The organism is Cyanobium sp. Aljojuca 7A6, assembly GCF_024346455.1.
Classification (GTDB): Bacteria; Cyanobacteriota; Cyanobacteriia; order PCC-6307; family Cyanobiaceae; genus Cyanobium.
The window spans coordinates 12,112-30,400 of the sequence record NZ_JAGQCY010000018.1; the positions used below are offsets into that span (position 1 = coordinate 12,112).

The window sequence follows — 18,289 nt, forward strand, 5'->3', positions numbered from 1 at the left end:
AGAAAGGCAGCAGTTACGGAAGGTTGATTCTAGCTCACACCCACGAACAATCACCGAGGAAGTGATCACGGTCACTTCCCCCCACTGACGCTTCTGGTGGCCCAGCCCTCAAGGGGCGGAAGGGGGCGGAACGGCCGGTGCGATGGGATCGCTGACATTGGCGCAGAGATCCAGGACGATCTGCTGGGCCACCGAACGCCCCTCAGGAACCGCCCAGGGTTCCCAGGCCCCGTTGATCAACCAGGCCTGGCGCAGGCTGCTGCAATGCACCGCCACGGCCGTCGCCTGCGCCCGGATCGGTCCGACCTCCACCGGGGTGGGCTGAACCAAGCTGACCCGAACCCCACCGGGATGGAGCTTCCAGCCGCCCCAGTCGACGAGGGTGTTGCCATAGAACTTCCAGCGGACCGCTTCGGCAGGCTTCGGCGGCAGGGGCGAAGGGGGCGATGTGGGGACCGGAGCCTTCAGCGCCGGCGGACTGGCCGGAGCCGGGGGCTTGGCAGCAGAAGAGGGCTTGGGGGCAGCGGAGGGCTTGGGGGCAGGCTTGGCCGTGGTTGTTGCAGCAGGCGACGGCGGCAGCTTCAGCCAGGCGCCGACCCTCAGCTGGTCAGGCTTCACGCCTGGGTTGGCCTTCTGCAGCTCCGCCACGGTGGTGCGGTGGCGGCCCGCCAGGACGGCCAGGGTGTCGCCCGTGCGCACCTGCACCAGGCCCTTTGCGGCGGGCAGCTTCAGCGACTGGCCGATCTGCAGTTCCTCGGGCCGGGTGATCTTGTTGAGTCGCATCAACTCCTGCACAGTCACCCCATAGCGGGCGGCCAAGGCCTCAAGCGTGTCCCCCTGGACGACCCGCACACTGCGGACAGGCGGGACCGCCTGGGCGAACGCCTCGGGGATAAAGCCGAACCCAGCGAAGCAAAAAGCAAGGGCGATCAGAAACCCTTTCAAGGCCACGACCTTTCGACTCACGATCGCCACCGCTCTCTGTACAACGAAACTACCAGAGGTGCGCGCCAAGCCGGGCCCGACGATCGCCAGCCAGACGGACGCGATGTATCAAAGAAGCGTTACATCAACACGTTACAAAGTTGCTTCATAACGAGGCGGCCAACGAGCGGCATCTCTGCAGAACTGCCTTGGCTTCCTTGTCCTCGGGAGGATCAGAAACTCCGGCAGAGGATGACGCCGCCGGAGTGATCCTCTGGCGATGCAGCCCCGGCCTTGTGCGCTCACGGGGCGCGAACCGATCGATCAGGGAGGCCAGCGCCAACGTCCCATCGATCAGCACCAGCACGGCCCAGAAGAGCAGCAGCAGCGCCTCCGCCAGAACCGTCCTGGTCTGGGGCGGAGTCGGCAGCATGGTCTCCGGTTCCTTCAGGGCAGGGGCCACGGGTACGGGTTCCGGAGAGGCGACGGCTTCCGGAGTGGCCACAGTGATCGGATCAGCCGTGTGTTGACGCGGCTGGAACAACAGGGCGGTGGGCGGCTCGGTGGGCAGGGGCCAGGGCTGGCGCGACGGCCGCCGACCCCTGGTCTTCGCCTGCTGCTCTCGCAGCCGTTCGGCAAGCGTCGGCAGCATGGTGATCTCTCCACAACCCCTTTGGGAGATCCTCACGGCCTGGCCCAGCGACCGCAATGCCGAACCCAGCCCAGCGCCTGTTTCGTTACATCGCCTAGACGGGGGGTTGGTCCTGGGCAACGATCAGATCCGCCTGGTCGGCCTCGGACTCCCCGAACCAGCGGGCCTCCAGGGCCTTCACCACCACGTAGAAGGGAGGCACCACCCCCAACGAGAGCACCGTGGCCACCAGCAGGCCACCAAAGATCACGGTCCCCAGCGACTGTTGGCTGTTGGCCCCTGCGGTGGTGGCCACCACCAGGGGCAAGAAGCCGGCCAGGGCGGCGATGGCCGTCATCAGGATTGGCCTCAGCCGCGACTCTGCCGAAGCGATGGCGGCCTCGGCTGCCGTCAGGCCCTCCTTCATGTGCTGCTCGGCCACCTCGACGATCAGGATGCCGTTCTTGGCCGCCAGCCCGATCAGGGTCACCAATCCCACCTGGGCGTAGATGTTGAGATCGATCGAGCGCAGGGCCAGGAACGCCAGGGCTCCGAGCATGGCCAGGGGAACGGTCATCAGAATGATCACCGGGGTCACATAGCTCTCGTACTGGGCCGAGAGCACCAGGTAAACCACAAGGATCCCCAGGCCAAACACCAGCACGCTGGCATTGCCAGCGGAGAGCTGCAGGGCAGCCAGACCGGTGAAGGCATAGCCGATGTTGTTGAACTCCTGGGCATGGAAGAGCTCCTGAATCTTGATCAGTGCCTGGCCGGAACTCGTTCCGATCGCCTCGGCCCCCTGGATCAGGATGGTGCGGTAGAGGTTGAAATGGCTGATCACCGGAGGCGCGCTGGTGAGTTCCGCGCTGGCGAATTCCGACACCTGAACCAGCTTGTTGTCCTTGCTGCGCACGTAGTAACTGAGCACATCCTCCAGGGAGCTGCGGTTCTCGGATGCCGCCTGCACGTAGATGTTCCTGACCTGGCCACTCTCATAGGTGAGGCCCGAATAGTTGCTGCCCGCCAGCACGGCGATGGTCTGCATCGCCTGCTGGAAGTCGACGTTGAGGGCCCCGAGGATCGAGCGGTCGATCTTCAGCCCGAAGGCCGGGGCGCTGGGGATGAACTGGGTGTAGAGAGTGGAGAAACCGCCACTGGCCGTACCCGCCTGGATCAGTTGCTTGGCCTGATCATTGAGCTCGTTGAAGCTGAAGGCCCCGTTGCTGAGGTCGTTGAACTGGAAATAGAAGCCACCCTGGGCGGAGAAGCCCGGGATCGCCGGCGGCTGGGCCGCCACCGCCATGCCGGAACTGATCTGGCTGAGCTTGGCGTTGAGCCGGTTGACGATCGCCGGCGCCTTCTGGTCGGCGCCGCTGCGCTCCTCGAGCGGCTTGAAGCCGAAGAAGAACACCCCCTGATCAGGACTGGCGCCGTTGAAGCCGTAGCCGCTCACCACCGAACCGGCGATGATCTCCTCTTCCGCATTCAGCACCTTGGCCACCTCCAGGGCGGTGCCCTGGGTCTGGCTGAGGGAGGCACCGTTCTGGAGCTGGAAGATGCCCATCCCGTAGCCCTGGTCCTCCTCAGGGATGAAGGCGGAGGGGAGGGCACTGAAGGCGAACAGGGTCAGGGCGATGCCGCCGCCCAGACCCACCAGGATCCAGCGGCGCCGGGCGATCAGGGCCCCCACCATCGCGGCGTAGCCGCGCTCCAGGCGGGAGAAGAAGGCATTGAAGCGGTTGAAGATCCAGACCAGATTGGCGCCGGCCAGCACACCGGCCACGACGCCCAACACGTACGTGAGGTTGCCGAAGGAGGCGGCGCTGAAACGGCCGAAGGCCAGGCCCACCACCACGCCACCGATGATGCCCACCAGCCGGCCCGGAGGCGCCGACTTCTGGCTCCTCAGCAGCAGGGCCGAGAGCATCGGCGAAAAGGTGAGGGCGTTGAAGGCGGAGATGGCGATCGAGAAGGCGATGGTGAGGGCGAACTGCTTGTAGATGATGCCGATGCCCCCGGGGTAAAAGGCCACGGGCACGAACACCGCCATCAGCACCAGGGCGGTGGCCACCAGGGCACCGAACAATTCACCCATGCATTCCATGGCGGCCTGGCGGGGGCGCATGCCCTTCTCCAGGTTCTTCTCCACCGCCTCGATCACCACGATGGCGTCATCCACCACCAGGCCCGTGGCCAGCACCAGGCCCAGCAGGGTGAGCTGGTTGATCGAGAAACCGAAGATCTTGATGAAGGCGAAGGTGCCGATCAGGGAGATCGGAATCGCCAGGCTGGGCACCACCGTGGCCCGCCAGTCCTGCAGGAACAGGAACAGGATCAGCAGCACCAGCACGATGGCCAGGCCAAGGGCATCAATCACCCCCTCCACGGCCGATTCGATGAACTGGCCGATGTTGTAGATCTCGAACACCTTGACCCCCGGGGGGACGGTCTGGGTGAACTGGTTCATCACCTGCACCACCTGGTTCGAGACGTCGAGGGCATTGCTCTCGGGGGTCTGGAAGACCGCCACCGTGATCGACGGGTGGCCTTCAATGCTGACGGCCTGCTGGGCGTAGGTGTTGGTGCCGTAGGTGGCTTCGCCGACATCCTTGAGCCGCAGCAGGTTGCCGGCAGGCGTGCGACCGACGATCAGGTTGTTGAGCTCCTCGACGGACACCAGATTGCCGTTGTTCTCCACCAGGATCGGGTAGGCGAACTTCTGGTTGCCCCCAGCAGGCGGTCCCCCCACCAGGCCACCGATCGCCACGCTGTTCTGGCTGCTCACCGCATTGACCACCTGATCGGCGGTGAGGTTATTGGCGGTCAGCTTGTTGGCATCAACGAACAACCAGAAGGCAGGATTACTGCCGCCGAGCAAGTTGACGGTGGCCACACCGGGCACCCGTTCCAGCTGAAAATAAAGGTTCTGATAGATCAGACCATTGAGATAGGAAGCATCGAACTGGCCTTCCGTCGACGTGACCTGATAGGCCAGCAGGATCGACGGGGTGCTCTGCATCACCGAAACCCCGGTGGCCTGCACCTGCTGGGGTAACTGGGGCATCGCCAGGGAGACGCGGTTCTGCACGTTCACCTGGTCGATGTTGATGTCAGTCCCTTCGTTGAAGAAGACCTGAATCGTGCTCGTCCCAGACATGTTGCTGGTCGAGGATATGTAATTGGCCCCGGGAACCCCGTTGATCTGCTGCTCGATCGGGTTGGTCACCGCCTGCTCGGTGACCAGGGAATTGGCGCCTCCGTAGTTGGAGGTCACCTGGATCAGGGGTGGGGCGATGTTGGGGAGGTTTTCGATCGACAGGGTGGGGATGGCGATCAGACCCACCAGCACGATCAGGATGCTGCAGACGGTGGTCAGGACCGGCCGCTTGATGAAGTTATCGGAGAACGACATCTGGGCTCAGCTCGCCGATGGGGCAGCGGCCCGCCGCACCGGCATGCCGGAGCGCAGCAGGGCCGTGTTGCTCACCACCACCTCATCCCCCTTGGCCAGGCCGGAGAGCACCGGATAGGCGTTGTTCTGCAACTTGCCGAGCGTCACCGCCGTCTGAACCACCACGGGCGTGGTGCCGGGAAGTTTCTCCAGCTGTTGCTTCTGGGCTGGCAACAGCTGATCGGAGGCCTTGATCTGGGGCAGGATCGTGGCGAGGGGCAGCACCTTGTAAACGAAGGGTTGCTGGGCCTGCATCATCACCGCCTCGACCGGTACCGCCAGCTGGTTGCTGATGCCGGTGATGATGCGATTGCGCACGTACTGGCCAGTTTTGAGGATCCCGGTGAGATTGGGGAACTCCGCCTTCACCAGCACCGTGTTGGGCTGGGTGGAAGAGCCCTGCTCGGTGGCGGTGGCGAAGTAGGGGGAGACGAAAACCACCTGGCCCACGCCCTTCACCGGTGGATTGCCCTGGCTCTCCACCTGAACCGGCTGGCCAATCTTCACCTGGCTGGACTGGGTGGCCGGCACGTCCATCAGGGTCCAGAGGGAGCTGTTGTTGACGATTCCCGTGATCGCCTGGCCCTGGCGCACGTAATCGCCGAGTTTGACCGAGTCGAGGTTGCCGATTTCCCCGTCGATGGGGGCGGTGACGAACTTGTAGCCGAGGGTGGCGGCGCTGGAGCGGGCCTGGTCCCGGCTCTGGATCGCCTGGGTGATGTAGGCATCTCGATCCTTGGTCGAGACGGCCCCCTGCTCATTGAGGAAGACGTAGCGCTCGGCGTTGACGCGATCCTTGATGGCCTCGGCCCGATCCGCATCAAGCGTGGCCGATTCCTGCACGTTGTCGAGAACGAGGATGGGCTGACCCGCCTTCACCCGCTGGCCCTCCCTGGCCAGGATGCGGACCACCCGGCCATCCGACTGGGGCCGCATCACCACATTGGAGGTGGACTCGATGACGCTGATCGTCTCGATGCCCGGGGCGAAGCGGAACTCCCCCACGATCACGGTCTGCACCACCAGCGGCTGGCGGGCCTCGGGCTTAACAGAGCCGCAGGCCACCAGCAGCAGCGCCAAGGGAAGGAGAGGGGGGAAAGCCTGCCAGCGCACAGAACCGGTCCATACCTCTGCAACGTACCGGAAAAGCCCCGATCACCCCACTGGTCCGGCTCGCCTTGCGGCCCCTCAGGCGCGGGGACCGGGCCCACCACGGCGGCCATGGCGCCGGTGGTAATCGGGCTCCGGGTTGGATTCCTGCAACTGGCGCACCGCCTCCACCGCCATGCCGGCCACCACTCCGAAGCCTCCGAGCACCACCGTGCTCCAGAACAGGGCCTCAGGGGTGATCCGCAGGGGGGTATTGGCCACAATGGCGCGCAGAAAATGGGCGATCGCCAGCCCCCCCAGACCCGTGATCATCCCTGCAAAGAGCACCCGCCGGCCACTCAGGGGTGGGCAGGGGGCCGGCATCAGGACGCCTCGCCCGCCGGGGCCTCAGCCATCGCTGGAGGCGAAGCGCCTGTGAGCTGTTTCACCACGACGTAGAACACCGGCACCACGAACAGGGACAACACGGTGGCCACGGCCAGGCCTCCGAACACCACCGTACCCAGGGACGCCTGGCTACGGGCGCCGGCACCACTGGCAAACACCAGGGGCAGGAAGCCGAACAGCGAGGAGATGGCGGTCATCAGGATCGGCCGGAAGCGGGACAGGGCCGAGGCCCGCGCCGCCTCCAGGGCACTGGCACCCTCCTCCATGCGCTGGTTGGCGAGATCAACGATCAGGATGCCGTTTTTGGCCGCCAGGCCGATCAGCATCACCAACCCCACCTGGGCGTAGATGTTGAGCACTTCACCTCTCAGCGCCAGGAAGGCCAGGGCGCCGAGCATGGCCGTCGGCACGGTCATCAGGATGATCAAGGGATCGCTGTAGCTCTCGTACTGGGCTGAAAGCACCAGATACACCGCGAGAATCCCGAGAGCGAAGATCACGATCGCCAGGGCTCCCGCGCTCACCTCCTCCCGGGAGATGCCGGTCCAGTCGTAGCCGACGCCCGTGGTGGAGAGGTTGTTGAAGAGATCCTGGATGTCCTTGATCGCCTGGCCGGAGCTGCGCCCGGCCAGGGCGGACCCCTCCACCTTGATGGAGCGGAACAGGTTGAAACGGGGGATCACCGACGGGCCGGTGACGGACTCCACCTGGATGAACTCCGACAGCGGGATCTGATCACCGCTGGCGTTGGGCACATACAGGGATTTCAGCTGCTCAGGATTGGTGCGGTAGCGCTCATCGGCCTGCACGAAGATGCGGCGCACCCTGCCGGCATCAAAGGTGTCGTTGACATAGAACGAACCGATGTTGAAGCTGAAGGTCTGCATCGCCGTGCCGTAGTCCACCCCCAGGGCGGCCATGCGGTCGCGGTCGACGAGAATCTGCAGCTGGGGGGCTTCAGGAGAGAACTGGGTGAACACCCGGTCGAAGAGGCCGCTCTGATTGGCCTGGCCGACCAGCCGGGTGGCCGCCGCGAAGAAATCCGCGGGTGTGAGGGAGCCACCGCTGCGGTTGAGCATCTGCATCTCGAAACCCGCGCCCGTGCCGTAGCCGGGAATGGCGGGGGGTTCAACCACAATGATCCGGGCCTCTTCGATCACCGAAAACTTGCGGTTGAGGCGCTGGGTGATCGCCGCCACCGACTGCGCATCGGACGTGCGCTCGTCCCAGTTGCGGGTGCCGAAGAAGAACAGGCCCCGGTTGGGAGCATTGCCATCGAGACTGGCGCCGCTGAACACCGCCGCCGAGGTGATGTCCTTCTCACTGCGCAGGATTTCGGCCACCCGCTGATTGATGCGGCGGGTGTTCTCCAGAGAAGCGCCGTCGGGGGCCTGGACGAAGCCGATGGCATAGCCCTGATCCTCCACGGGCACGAAACCCGTCGGGATCGAGGTGAAGGCGAAGGCGGTGAGCGCGATACCCCCGGCCAGCAGGGCCATGATCAGACGACGCCTGCCCAGCACCCAGCCCAGCCCGGCTTGGTAGCGCTGCTCCACACCGGCATAGAGGACGTTGAAGCGGCGGAAGAGGAAAGGAGCCCCCCAACCCAGCACCCCGCCGATCAGGGTGTAGATCAGCACCTCCAGTTGGCTGTTGACCCCCGCCAGCAACAGGGCCGAGACGGCGCCACCGATCGCGAAGGGCAGCCGCAGCGGCAGGCCCGTGAGCAGAAGCAGGCCAAAGCCGACCCCCGTGGCCAGCGCCAGCATGCCCAGGGCCACCAGGGTGCCGCCGCCGCTGGCGAGCAGGCCATACACGAAGCCGATGAACACCCCGGAGATGGCATAGGTGCGGCGGCTGGGGGGCTCACTCTCCCGGGCCAGCAACAGGGCCGAGAGCATCGGCGAGAAGGTGAGGGCGTTGAAGGTGGAGATCAGGATCGAGAAGATGATCGTGGCAGCGAACTGCTTGTAGATCGTTCCGGTGGCCCCGGGAAAGAACAGCACCGGAACAAACACCGCGAACAGCACCAGGGTGGTGGCAATCACCGCGCCGAACAACTCATCCATGGTGGCTTTGGCACTCTGGAGAGCACTGAGCCCCGAGGCCTTCTTGGTCGAGGTGTCTTCGATGATGGTGATGGCGTCGTCCACCACCAGTCCTGCGGCCAGCACCAGACCGAAGAGGGTGAGCTGGTTGAGGGTGAAGCCGAAAGCCTTCACGAACAGGAACGTGCCCACCAGGGCCACCGGGATGGCGATGGCCGGCACCAGGGTGGCCTTCCAATTCTGCAAGAACAGGAAAAGGATCAGCACCACCAGCACCACCGCTTCCCGCAGGGCGGTGGTGACGCCGTCGATCGAAGCCTCGACGAATTCGGTGTTGTCGTAGATCTTCTGGATCGTCATGCCCACCGGCATGGTCTCGGTGAATTCCTTGATCACCTCCTCCACGCCACTGGAGACATCAAGAGCATTGCTGCCGGTGAGCTGGTAGATCGCCATGCCCACCGATGGGACACCGCGCAGGTCGGAGGCTTCGATGTCGAAGGATTCGCCCCCCAGCGTCACCCGTCCCACGTCGCTCAGGCGCACCAGGCCACCTTCAGCAGTGGAGCGCAGGATCATCGCCCCGAATTCCTCGGTGGTCCGCAACCGTCCCTGCAGCTGCACGGTCAGGGTGAACTTCTGGCCCTCTGGGGAGGGAGCTCCGCCAATCCGTCCAACGGGGACCAGACGGTTCTGGCTGCGCAGGGCCTGCACCACGTCGGCGGCCGAGAGCTTGTTGGCCGCCAGGCGATCCGGGTCGAGCCAGAGTCGGAAGGCCAGCTGGCGGTTACCGAAGTAGGTGAGTTCACCGACACCCGGAACCCGCCGGACAGCATCGGTGAGGTTCTGATCCAGCAGGCCACTGATGGTCTCAAGGCTGAATTGCTGTTTTGGATCTTCGCTGGTGAAGTTGTAAACGAGCAGAATGGAGTTGGAGGCCTTGTTCACCGTGATGCCGGATTGGCGCACCTCCTCAGGCAGGCTCGGCTGGGCCAGGGAGACCCGGTTCTGAACGTTCACCTGGTTGATGTCGCCGTCGCTGCCGCTGGCAAAGGTGACGGAGATGGCGCTGGAGCCATCGGCCGCACTGTTGGAGGTGATGAACTCCATGTTCTGCACCCCGTTGATCTGCTGCTCAAGCACACTTGTCACGCCCTGCTCGACGCTGACAGCGTCGGCCCCCACATACCGGGAGGTGACCCTCACCGTCGGCGGCGCGATGTCCGGTAAGTTCTCGATCGGCAACAGCGGGATCGCAATCAGACCGGAGATCACGATCAACAGGCTGCACACCGTTGTGAGCACCGGCCTGAGGATGAACGTGTTCGAAGGAGACATCAGGCAGGACTCAGTTGACCTTGACGGGCGCGCCGTTACGGAGATTGATCAGGTTGGTGGTGATCACGCGAGCCCCGGCCTGGAGTCCCTTGAGCACCGGATAGCGGTTGTTCTGCAAGGGGCCCAGCTGTACGGGGGTCTGCAGAGCGAAGCTGGTGCCGGCCGGCAGCTTGCGTGCCACGGTCAGATCCGTGCGGCCGGGACGCCGCTCCAGATCCGCCAGGCTGCCCACCTCGTAGACGAAGCTCTGACCGGAGATCTGGGTGACGGCGGCGAAGGGCACCGATAACTCCTGGCGGCTGTCGAGCACCAGCCGGGTGCGGGTGCGCAGGCCGGTGCGCAGCAGCCCCGCCGGATTGGCGAACTCCGCTTTGGCCAGCAGCGACTGGGTACCGGCCACCACGCCGGGATCAAGGGAGCCGATGACGCTCTGGGCCATCGGCTTGTTGGTGGAGGGATCCATGAGGATCACCGTCTGCCCCAGCCGCAGCCGATCGGAGAAGACAGCCGGCACATCCACCCGGGCCATCAGGCGGTCATTGCGGATGATCGAGGTGAAGGCAGCATTGGCTGAAATCACGTCCCCCTGCTTCACCTGCAGGTCGCCGACGATGCCGGAGATCGGCGCCTTCAGATCGAGAAAGGCCAGATCTGCCCGTCGGGCTACCAGATTCTGCTGGGAGGCGATGTATCGCTGGCGGAAACTGTCGCGTTCGAAGGCGCTGGCCGCCCCCTGACGCACGAGGTATTCATAGCGCTCGTAGTTCAGTTTGTTGGTCTGCACCTCGGCCTCAAGGCGGGCCACGTCCGCCCTGACCTGGGTCTGATCAAGCACCAGCAGAATCTGGCCGGCGGTGACCTTGTCGCCTTGGCGCACCAACAGGCGCTGGATGCGGCCGCCGGCCTGGGCCGCCAAGCGCACCTCCTCGATAGCTTCGAGGGTGCTGACGGTGTCAACGTTGTCGGTGAAGGGCGCCAGGGTGGCCGCTTCGGAGCGCACCGACAGCGGAGGCCTGGCGGCGGGAGGCTCTGCCTGGCAGGCCGACAGCAAAGTCAGGGCCAGCAGAGGGCCGCTCAGCAGACCTGCCCCAACAGCCTTGGATGAACGGCAACGCTTGGGGAAAAGGCGATGGATTGCGCTCTGTCGCAGCCCTGATGAAGTTATGCGCACCGAACCTTCAACGCGAACCCTTTAGCCCGGCGAATGCTAAGGCATGGAAGAAGAATTCTGGGGCTGAACCCTGGGGGATTTCGAGCCCAGATTGGCTGACCACTTCAATACCACACCAGAGGCCCTGAAAGCGCCTCATCCGTATCAATCATGCATTGAGACCGTGCCTGAGCCTGCATCATCTGTGGCAGGCCATCCCCTTCGGAATGATTCAAAAGCGAGACGCCGCCATGCCAATCGGGAGATTGCTATATCACGATAACACCATAAAAGCCAAGTCCCTGTCTTGTTCTGATCAAGGCGATGGGCCGTCCAAGGCCTGGGTTCGCGGAGCCCCTCTGCCATGGAACCCAAAGGAACATCAATCACAGCCCAATCAGCACGCCTTTGCCATCGGCTGAGATACCACGACACTCGTCATGAGCAAGCGAAAAGCGACGATCGAGGAGAGTGACACCGCCTCTGTTCGGATAAATCAGGAGTCAACAGGGCCTGATCGATGAGTTCATGGATCAGATCAACTGGGAGCGATTGATCTGCCAATGGGCGTCAAGACCAATCTCTCCGCATGGGAGGCCCCAGCGGCGTGCGAAGAGAAACGAGACTGGATCGTTGTCATCAAATGACCTTACGCGATGTCCCATCGCCTGCTCCGCATCTTGCTCCATACCACAATGTTGATTTCTGACATCCGTGGAGACGTCCTGAAGTTGCAAGGGGAATTGATCGCCATGATCGATGAATGAGGACCTAGGCATGAGGACTTGAACATCGAACGTGCAGGCGGAAGCCACTGTGAGGCTTGAGCGAACTTTGAAGCTCTGAACACTGATGCCGTGAAAGGCGTATCGTTGCTGTGACGAGCGGGGCAGGGGACGCCGATGGGCTGGAGGAGCAAGCTGGTCCTGCCGGCCGCCACCGGACAGACCTTGGTGGACAGATCATTGGCTGAACCCCTTCCAGTGGCTCGATGACGGACCTGAAATCGTTAAGTCGAACACTCTGCACCTGGATCGTTTCACCCATCCTCAGGGCAGCCTTAGCGATTGCCGTCGGGATCTATACCTCTTCCCGAAGGGTGATGAAGACCGTGGGCGACAGTCTGCTCACCCTCACACCACTTGGAGCCTTTGTGGCCATCAGCTCTAACAAGCCAGGCTCGTCCGACGGATTCCCCAGAACTCGAGCGGCCCAACCTGCTGGAACACCCCGAGAGATTGAACTGGGAAACATTGTGTTTCCAGTCGGAACCTGTCGGCCCCCTGGTCCCCCACATCCTCACAGGTCAACCGTTCATCCATCCATGGGACTGGGGATGTGTTGTGGCCAACCAGCTTATTGTCTGACCGCCCCCGCAGCATCGCCGATGATGGCGGGGGCAATCCTCCGTTCAAAAAAACCAGATTGGCCAGGAAAAAGGATGTAAGCTTGAAAGGATAGCTGATGGAGTCTGCAAGATAGGCCGTTTAGCCTTGCGCTCCATTCAGTTCTAATCCCTGTCATTTCCACACACCGACTCTCCAGGCATGACAACGCCAAGCGCCGCCATTCATCAAGCGGATCCGCAAAGCACCGCACAGGCGCCCCCCTGGCACAGCCTTGATCTTTCTGCGGTGCTGGCTCGCGTTGCTGTCGATCCAGGACAGGGTTTGAGCGATGCTCAGGTCAGAAAGCAACAGGAGCGCTTCGGGAAGAATGAACTGAAAGCCAAGCAGGGTCGCTCTCCGCTTTGGATGTTTCTGATTCAGTTCAAGAATCCACTGCTTTACATTCTGCTCATTGCTGGTGTCGTCAAGGCCTTCATGGGCTCCTTGATTGAGGCAGGCGTGATCTCCGGTGTCGCCGTTCTGAATGCGCTGATCGCTTTTGCACAGGAATCAAAGGCGGAGTCTGCGATCAAGGCATTGGCCTCATCGGTCACCACCGAGGCCATGGTGCGTCGCAATGGGGAGATGCAGAAACTTCCTTCATCGGAACTCGTGCCAGGGGATCTAGTGCTTCTCGCCTCTGGCGACAAAGTGCCCGCCGACATTCGCCTCGTCTCGAGCCGCAGCCTGCAGGTCAATGAGTCCGGCCTCACGGGAGAGTCCGTTGCCGTGGAGAAAGATGCCGAGGCCAACGCACTGGATCCCGATGTTCCCCTCGGCGATCGAATCAACATGGCCTATGCCGGCAGCTTCATCACCTTCGGGCAGGCTGAAGGCGTCGTCGTCGAAACCGGGCAGGGCACCGAAACTGGCCGGATATCAACATTGATGGATGAAAGCAGCGCCCTGACCACACCGCTCACGCGAAAATTTGAACGATTCAGCAATCTGCTTCTGAGGGCGATTTTAGGGATTGCCATCTTTACCTTCATTGTTGGTCTGGCTTGGGGCAATACCCCATTCGATATGTTTCAGGCTGCCGTCGCCCTTGCTGTCAGTGCCATCCCGGAGGGTCTTCCCGCCGTGGTCACCATCACGCTGGCCATCGGGGTCTCGCGGATGGCGGAACGGCACGCCATCGTCAGGAATCTACCGGCCGTGGAAACCCTCGGCAGTGCCACCATCATCTGTTCCGACAAGACAGGAACCCTTACCGAAAACGAAATGACCGTGCAAGCGATATACGCAGGTGGTCAGCGTTATCAGTTTATCGGTGATGGTTATACCCCAAAGGGGGATCTTCTGGATGCAGAGGATGAACCAATAGAGATCACCCAGCTGCCGGTGGCAGTTCGGGACTGCTTGCTCGCCGGCGTGCTCTGCAACGATTCGGAACTGGCCCATGAAAACAAGATCTGGAGCATCGTGGGTGATCCCACCGAAGGTGCCCTGCTGGTCTCAGGTCGCAAGGTCGGCCTCGAGCGCTCCCAGCTCGCCGAAACCCATCCCCGCCTCGACAGCATCCCGTTCGAATCCGAGTATCAATACATGGCAACCCTGAATCAAATGCCGAACGATGCCGGTGGGCTGATCTGGATGAAGGGGTCCGTCGAATCTTTGCTCAAGCGCAGCGATGCATTCCTTGATTCCCAGGGACGTGCTCATCCGATCAATAAGGAAAGGCTCCAACTGCAGGCCGATCGCATGGCCTCCAAGGGTCTGCGCGTCCTGGCCTTTGCCCAGAAGCCACATACGAACACCACCATCGATCACGACGATCTGGCCTCGGGCCTGGTGTTCCTCGGTCTTCAGGGAATGATCGATCCGCCACGCTCCGAGGCCATCCAATCGATTCGGGCCTTCCACAGCGCGGGCGTCGATGTGAAAATGATCACCGGTGATCACAAGGTCACCGCTGAAGCGATTGCCGATCGCATGAAGCTCAGCCGACAGGAGACGATCACGGCCTTCAGCGGACAAGAGCTCTCGGACCTGGACAAGAACGACTTCGTCAATGCCGCCCTGGAGGGAAGCGTCTTTGCCAGGGTCGTTCCAGAGCAGAAGCTTCGCCTGGTTCAGGCCCTGCAATCCCGCGGTCACATCGTCGCCATGACCGGCGATGGCGTGAATGATGCGCCTGCCTTGAAGCAGGCGGACATCGGCATCGCCATGGGGATCACCGGCACGGAAGTGGCGAAGGAGGCTGCGGATATGGTCCTCACCGACGACAACTTCGCTTCGATCGAAGCGGCCGTGGAGGAAGGCAGAAATGTGTTCCAGAACCTGATGAAGGCGCTGGCTTTCCTGTTGCCGGTCAACGGTGGTCTGGCGGCCAGCGTGTTTCTGAGCGTGATGGTTGGCCGGGGTCAGTCCCTGCCGATTCTGCCGCTTCAGGTGCTCTGGATCAACATGATCATTTCGATCACGATGACGATTCCCATCGCCTTTGAGCCCAAGCCCTACGACCTGATGGAGCGCCCGCCCCGCTCTCCCCAGCAGCCCCTGCTGTCGCGGCCGCTGCTGGTACGGATCGCCCTGATTTCCACCCTCAATCTGATCTTCATCTTCAGCGTCTTCGCCTGGATCCGAGATTCCAGTGGCGATCTCTCCCTCGCCCGCACGATGGCCATCCAGACGCTGGTCACGGGCCTGGTGATCTACCTGTTCAGCCTCAGTCAGTTCTGGTCCTCACTGGTGGCACGGCTGCAGGGACGCAAGGTGGTTCTGGGGAACGTCTCACGCATCGGCTTCGGCATCGTTGCCGCCTTTCTGCTGCAAGTGATGTTCAGTCAGTGGCGCGTGATGAATCTCCTGTTTGAGACCACGCCGATGACCGCCAACCAATGGCTTGCTTGCTTCGGCCTGGCAACGCCGATGCTCTTGGTGGCTCTTCTCGCCAACCGTTGGCCTGTCAACTGGGTCCCCCCCCAGCGCACCGTCTCCGGAGCTGGATGAACTGCCTGCAGCAGGCGCTGGCCCCTCAGAGCAGGCCCCGACAACGCACGAACAACTGCACCATTGTCCAGGATCCCAGGGTCACCTTGATGGCAATCAGCACGTTCAGCAGGGGGATCCAGCCTCCGCTTTCCACCGTTCCGAAGTGGCCGCTCACCAGCCTGGATGAACCAACGGGGTCAGGGTGATCAATCACCACCACCTCGCCACCGGGGTGGCCCTGGCGGCAAGCAAGGGACCAAGCAAAGAAGGGAAGCTCCGATCAGGGGAAGGGGATTCAAGGGTCAATCCCTAGCCCCGCCCCGGAAACCACAACTAGAATAACCAAGATCTCCCGAGGTACTGCGTGGCGTTTGGCCGTCCGATGCCACAGCTGCTCCTCAGCGATGACGAAGTGCGGCGACTGCTGGGCATCGCCAACTCTCGCTCGCTGCCGGATTTGATCGTGCAGCCCATCCGATCGTCTTGGCCTTCGGGCGGGGACGAAAGTAATACACTACGGCCCCAAGCCATTCTTAACCACGAATGACCGAGCTCATTGTAATTTTTGCAGCGGCGGCTTTCGGCGGCTTACTGGCGTCTTTGCTAAAGCAACCCGTTATTCTCGGGTATCTGCTTGCGGGTGTGATTGTTGGGCCTTTTGAGCTCGGTCTGATCAGTAATTACGAGGAAGTTGAAACGATCGCAGAATTGGGCGTTACGTTTCTACTCTTCACCATCGGAGTTGAGTTCTCCTTTGCTGAACTCAATAAGGTCAAAAAGATCGCCTTGGGTGGTGGCGGGCTGCAACTGGTCCTAACGATTTCCTTAACGGCTTTGGTGGCCGTGGTGGCGGGCTGGGTAACCACTGTTCCTCAGGGTATTTTTCTCGGCGAGTTGGTGTCACTCTCGTCCACTGCCGTGGTGATCAAAGCCTTGGCAGAGCAGGATGAAATGGCCACGGCCCACGGACAGGTGATGTTGGGCATTTTGATTGTCCAAGATCTTGCCCTTGGCTTGATGCTTGCAATCTTGCCGGCGCTGAATAGTCCGATTGAGGAGCTTGGATTTGCGATCGGGATCGCCTTGTTGAAGCTCGCACTGTTTGCCCTAGGGGCGTTCGTGGTGGGGAAATGGCTCATCCCTCCTTACCTGCAATTACTGGCCAAGACCGAAAGCCACGAACTTTTTCTATTAGGGGTCGTGACGCTTTGCCTGGGGATTGCACTGCTCACAGGAAAGATTGGGCTGTCAACTGAAATGGGCGCTTTTGTGGCGGGACTAATGATTTCAGAGGTCGAGTATTCCGACCAAACCCTCGATTACGTTGAACCGATCCGAGACATTTGTGCAGCTGCATTTTTTGCAGCGATTGGAGTGTTGATTGATCCGGTTTTCCTCTGGAACAACCTGCCGCTGATCCTGGGACTGGTTACCCTTGTGTTGATCGGCAAGTCGTTGTTAATTACGCCCCTGGTTGTCCTGTTTCGCTATCCCCTGAATACAGCTATCATCGCTGGCTTAGGGTTGGCTCAGATTGGTGAATTTTCCTTTGTACTGGCAGGCCAAGGCAGCAAATTTGGCTTGATTTCGGAGAATGTTTACTCGCTGATACTAGGGACAACTGCCGTTACTTTGATCGTTACGCCCTTCGTGCTGCAATGGCTGCCTGCTCTGTTAGCCAGAGCCGAGTCTCTACCCTGGTTTGCCCAGGCTGATGGCCCCCAAGAAGTCTCAGAAGATTCACTATCGCTAAAGGATCATATTGTGGTTTGCGGTTATGGAAGAGTTGGCAGCAACATTGTGAAGCTGTTACGTGAACGCGACTATCCGGTACTAGTGATTGAACAATCCGAGCAGTATGTCCAAAAGCTAAGGGATGAAAAAATCCCATACATCTTTGGCAATGCAGCCAGTGCCCTCGTTCTGGAAAAAGCTGGGGTCAATCAGGCCAAAGGCATGGCGATCGCCCTGCCTGATCCCATGAGTATACGTTTGTGCCTGAAGAGATCCCTGGTGCTCAACCCCGAACTGGATCTGGTGGTTCGTGCCAGTTCAGAGAAAGACATTGAACCCCTGTATCAAATGGGTGCGAAAGAAGTCGTCCAACCAGAGTTTGAAGCGAGTTTAGAACTTTCAACCCATCTTTTTTCTGGTCTGGGTCTTCCCTTGGCAGCCATTCAACAAAACATTCAGCAAATTCGCGATTGTCACTACTCAACCCTGCGTCCTGATCAATCCAAGGATCAGATCTTCAGAGAGATCAAGGAGGCGACACGAACAATGAAAACCAAATTCTATTCCCTTCCTTCGAATTCTGTCTTGATGGGTAGATCTCTAGAGAAAAGCCGCCTTCGGTCTTTGACCGGGGTTATTCTGATGGCGATTACCCGAGCAAGCGGTGAAAAAATTGACTACCCAGAGGCTGATACCCTACTTGAGGATGGAGATAGTTATTTGTTGGTAGGTGATGGCGATGAGTTGGCCGCATTTAAACAGCTCGCCACAGGATCGATTTCCCAACTGCCAGAGGATACTGATTCTTCCATCTGGGTCCTTGTTGAAGAAGACAGTATAGTTGCTGGGAAAACCCTGGCTCAACTTGAGTTCCAGAAGCAGTTCGGAGCCTTCGTTCAGGCAATTCGTCGCAAAGGAAAATATCTGCGCTTCCCCAATGGCAACACTGTGATCCACGCCGGCGACAAGTTACTGTTGTTCGGCGAACTGACGTTTCTTGCTGACCTTGGTCGAAAGATCGCAACCAAGACAGGCATCGATACGATCATCGCCGATTGAGGAGTTAGATGCTTTATTGGCATCCGGCCCCAGTGGCAAGCTCACAGCATCAGTGCTATGGGACCCGAAGGTTCGTTTGGCCTTTGATCTCCGATACGGTGCAGATCCGAGGGGCCCGAGCAGGAGCAG

The 18,289-nt window shown here is 61.1% G+C and carries 9 protein-coding genes and 1 pseudogene; 2 read left to right on the top strand and 8 right to left on the bottom strand.

What is annotated here, in order from left to right; all coding sequences use genetic code 11:
- Positions 1–108 precede the first annotated feature (108 nt).
- From KBY95_RS13885 to KBY95_RS13915, 7 genes are all read right to left on the bottom strand, one after another.
- The gene (locus KBY95_RS13885; protein ID WP_254965743.1) at positions 109–945 is read right to left on the bottom strand and encodes a LysM peptidoglycan-binding domain-containing protein; all 837 of its coding nucleotides are present in this window, start codon (positions 943–945) and stop codon (positions 109–111) included.
- Between the two features lie 145 nt (positions 946–1,090).
- Positions 1,091–1,576, bottom strand: a complete 486-nt coding sequence (locus KBY95_RS13890; RefSeq protein ID WP_254965745.1) for a hypothetical protein — start codon at positions 1,574–1,576, stop codon at positions 1,091–1,093.
- Positions 1,577–1,670: 94 nt separating this feature from the next.
- Positions 1,671–4,970 (bottom strand): efflux RND transporter permease subunit, encoded by a 3,300-nt coding sequence (locus KBY95_RS13895; protein WP_254965746.1) that lies wholly within the window; start codon positions 4,968–4,970, stop codon positions 1,671–1,673.
- A gap of 6 nt (positions 4,971–4,976) precedes the next feature.
- Positions 4,977–6,089: an efflux RND transporter periplasmic adaptor subunit gene (locus tag KBY95_RS13900; RefSeq protein WP_254965747.1), complete on the bottom strand. Its 1,113-nt coding sequence runs from the start codon at positions 6,087–6,089 to the stop codon at positions 4,977–4,979.
- Positions 6,090–6,197: 108 nt separating this feature from the next.
- Positions 6,198–6,482, bottom strand: a complete 285-nt coding sequence (locus KBY95_RS13905; protein WP_254965748.1) for a hypothetical protein — start codon at positions 6,480–6,482, stop codon at positions 6,198–6,200.
- On the bottom strand, positions 6,482–9,892 hold the full coding sequence (locus KBY95_RS13910) for an efflux RND transporter permease subunit (protein WP_254965749.1): 3,411 nt from the start codon (positions 9,890–9,892) through the stop codon (positions 6,482–6,484). The genes KBY95_RS13905 and KBY95_RS13910 overlap by 1 nt, the downstream gene beginning before the upstream one ends.
- A 10-nt stretch (positions 9,893–9,902) precedes the next feature.
- Positions 9,903–10,892 (bottom strand): efflux RND transporter periplasmic adaptor subunit, encoded by a 990-nt coding sequence (locus KBY95_RS13915; protein WP_254965750.1) that lies wholly within the window; start codon positions 10,890–10,892, stop codon positions 9,903–9,905.
- 1,697 nt (positions 10,893–12,589) lie between these two features.
- On the opposite strand from KBY95_RS13915, the gene KBY95_RS13920 reads away from it, so the two are divergent.
- Positions 12,590–15,385 carry an HAD-IC family P-type ATPase gene (locus KBY95_RS13920; RefSeq protein WP_254965752.1) on the top strand — a complete coding sequence of 932 codons (2,796 nt, stop codon included), beginning with the start codon at positions 12,590–12,592 and terminating at the stop codon, positions 15,383–15,385.
- Between the two features lie 25 nt (positions 15,386–15,410).
- On the opposite strand, the pseudogene KBY95_RS13925 reads toward KBY95_RS13920, so the two are convergent.
- Positions 15,411–15,539, bottom strand: a pseudogene (locus tag KBY95_RS13925) (cation:proton antiporter); the annotation flags it as partial.
- A 371-nt stretch (positions 15,540–15,910) separates the two neighbouring features.
- On the opposite strand from KBY95_RS13925, the gene KBY95_RS13930 reads away from it, so the two are divergent.
- Positions 15,911–18,160, top strand: coding sequence for a cation:proton antiporter (locus tag KBY95_RS13930; protein ID WP_254965753.1), 2,250 nt, complete (start codon positions 15,911–15,913; stop codon positions 18,158–18,160).
- Positions 18,161–18,289: the final 129 nt, after the last annotated feature.

What these genes read in the sequence shown, in the direction of transcription:
- KBY95_RS13890 (WP_254965745.1), bottom strand. Translation starts at nt 1,576, where the DNA reads ATGCTGCCGACGCTTGCCGAACGGCTGCGAGAGCAGCAGGCGAAGACC.
- KBY95_RS13895 (WP_254965746.1), bottom strand. Translation starts at nt 4,970, where the DNA reads ATGTCGTTCTCCGATAACTTCATCAAGCGGCCGGTCCTGACCACCGTC.
- KBY95_RS13905 (WP_254965748.1), bottom strand. Translation starts at nt 6,482, where the DNA reads ATGCCGGCCCCCTGCCCACCCCTGAGTGGCCGGCGGGTGCTCTTTGCA.
- KBY95_RS13910 (WP_254965749.1), bottom strand. Translation starts at nt 9,892, where the DNA reads ATGTCTCCTTCGAACACGTTCATCCTCAGGCCGGTGCTCACAACGGTG.
- KBY95_RS13920 (WP_254965752.1), top strand. Translation starts at nt 12,590, where the DNA reads ATGACAACGCCAAGCGCCGCCATTCATCAAGCGGATCCGCAAAGCACC.
- KBY95_RS13930 (WP_254965753.1), top strand. Translation starts at nt 15,911, where the DNA reads ATGACCGAGCTCATTGTAATTTTTGCAGCGGCGGCTTTCGGCGGCTTA.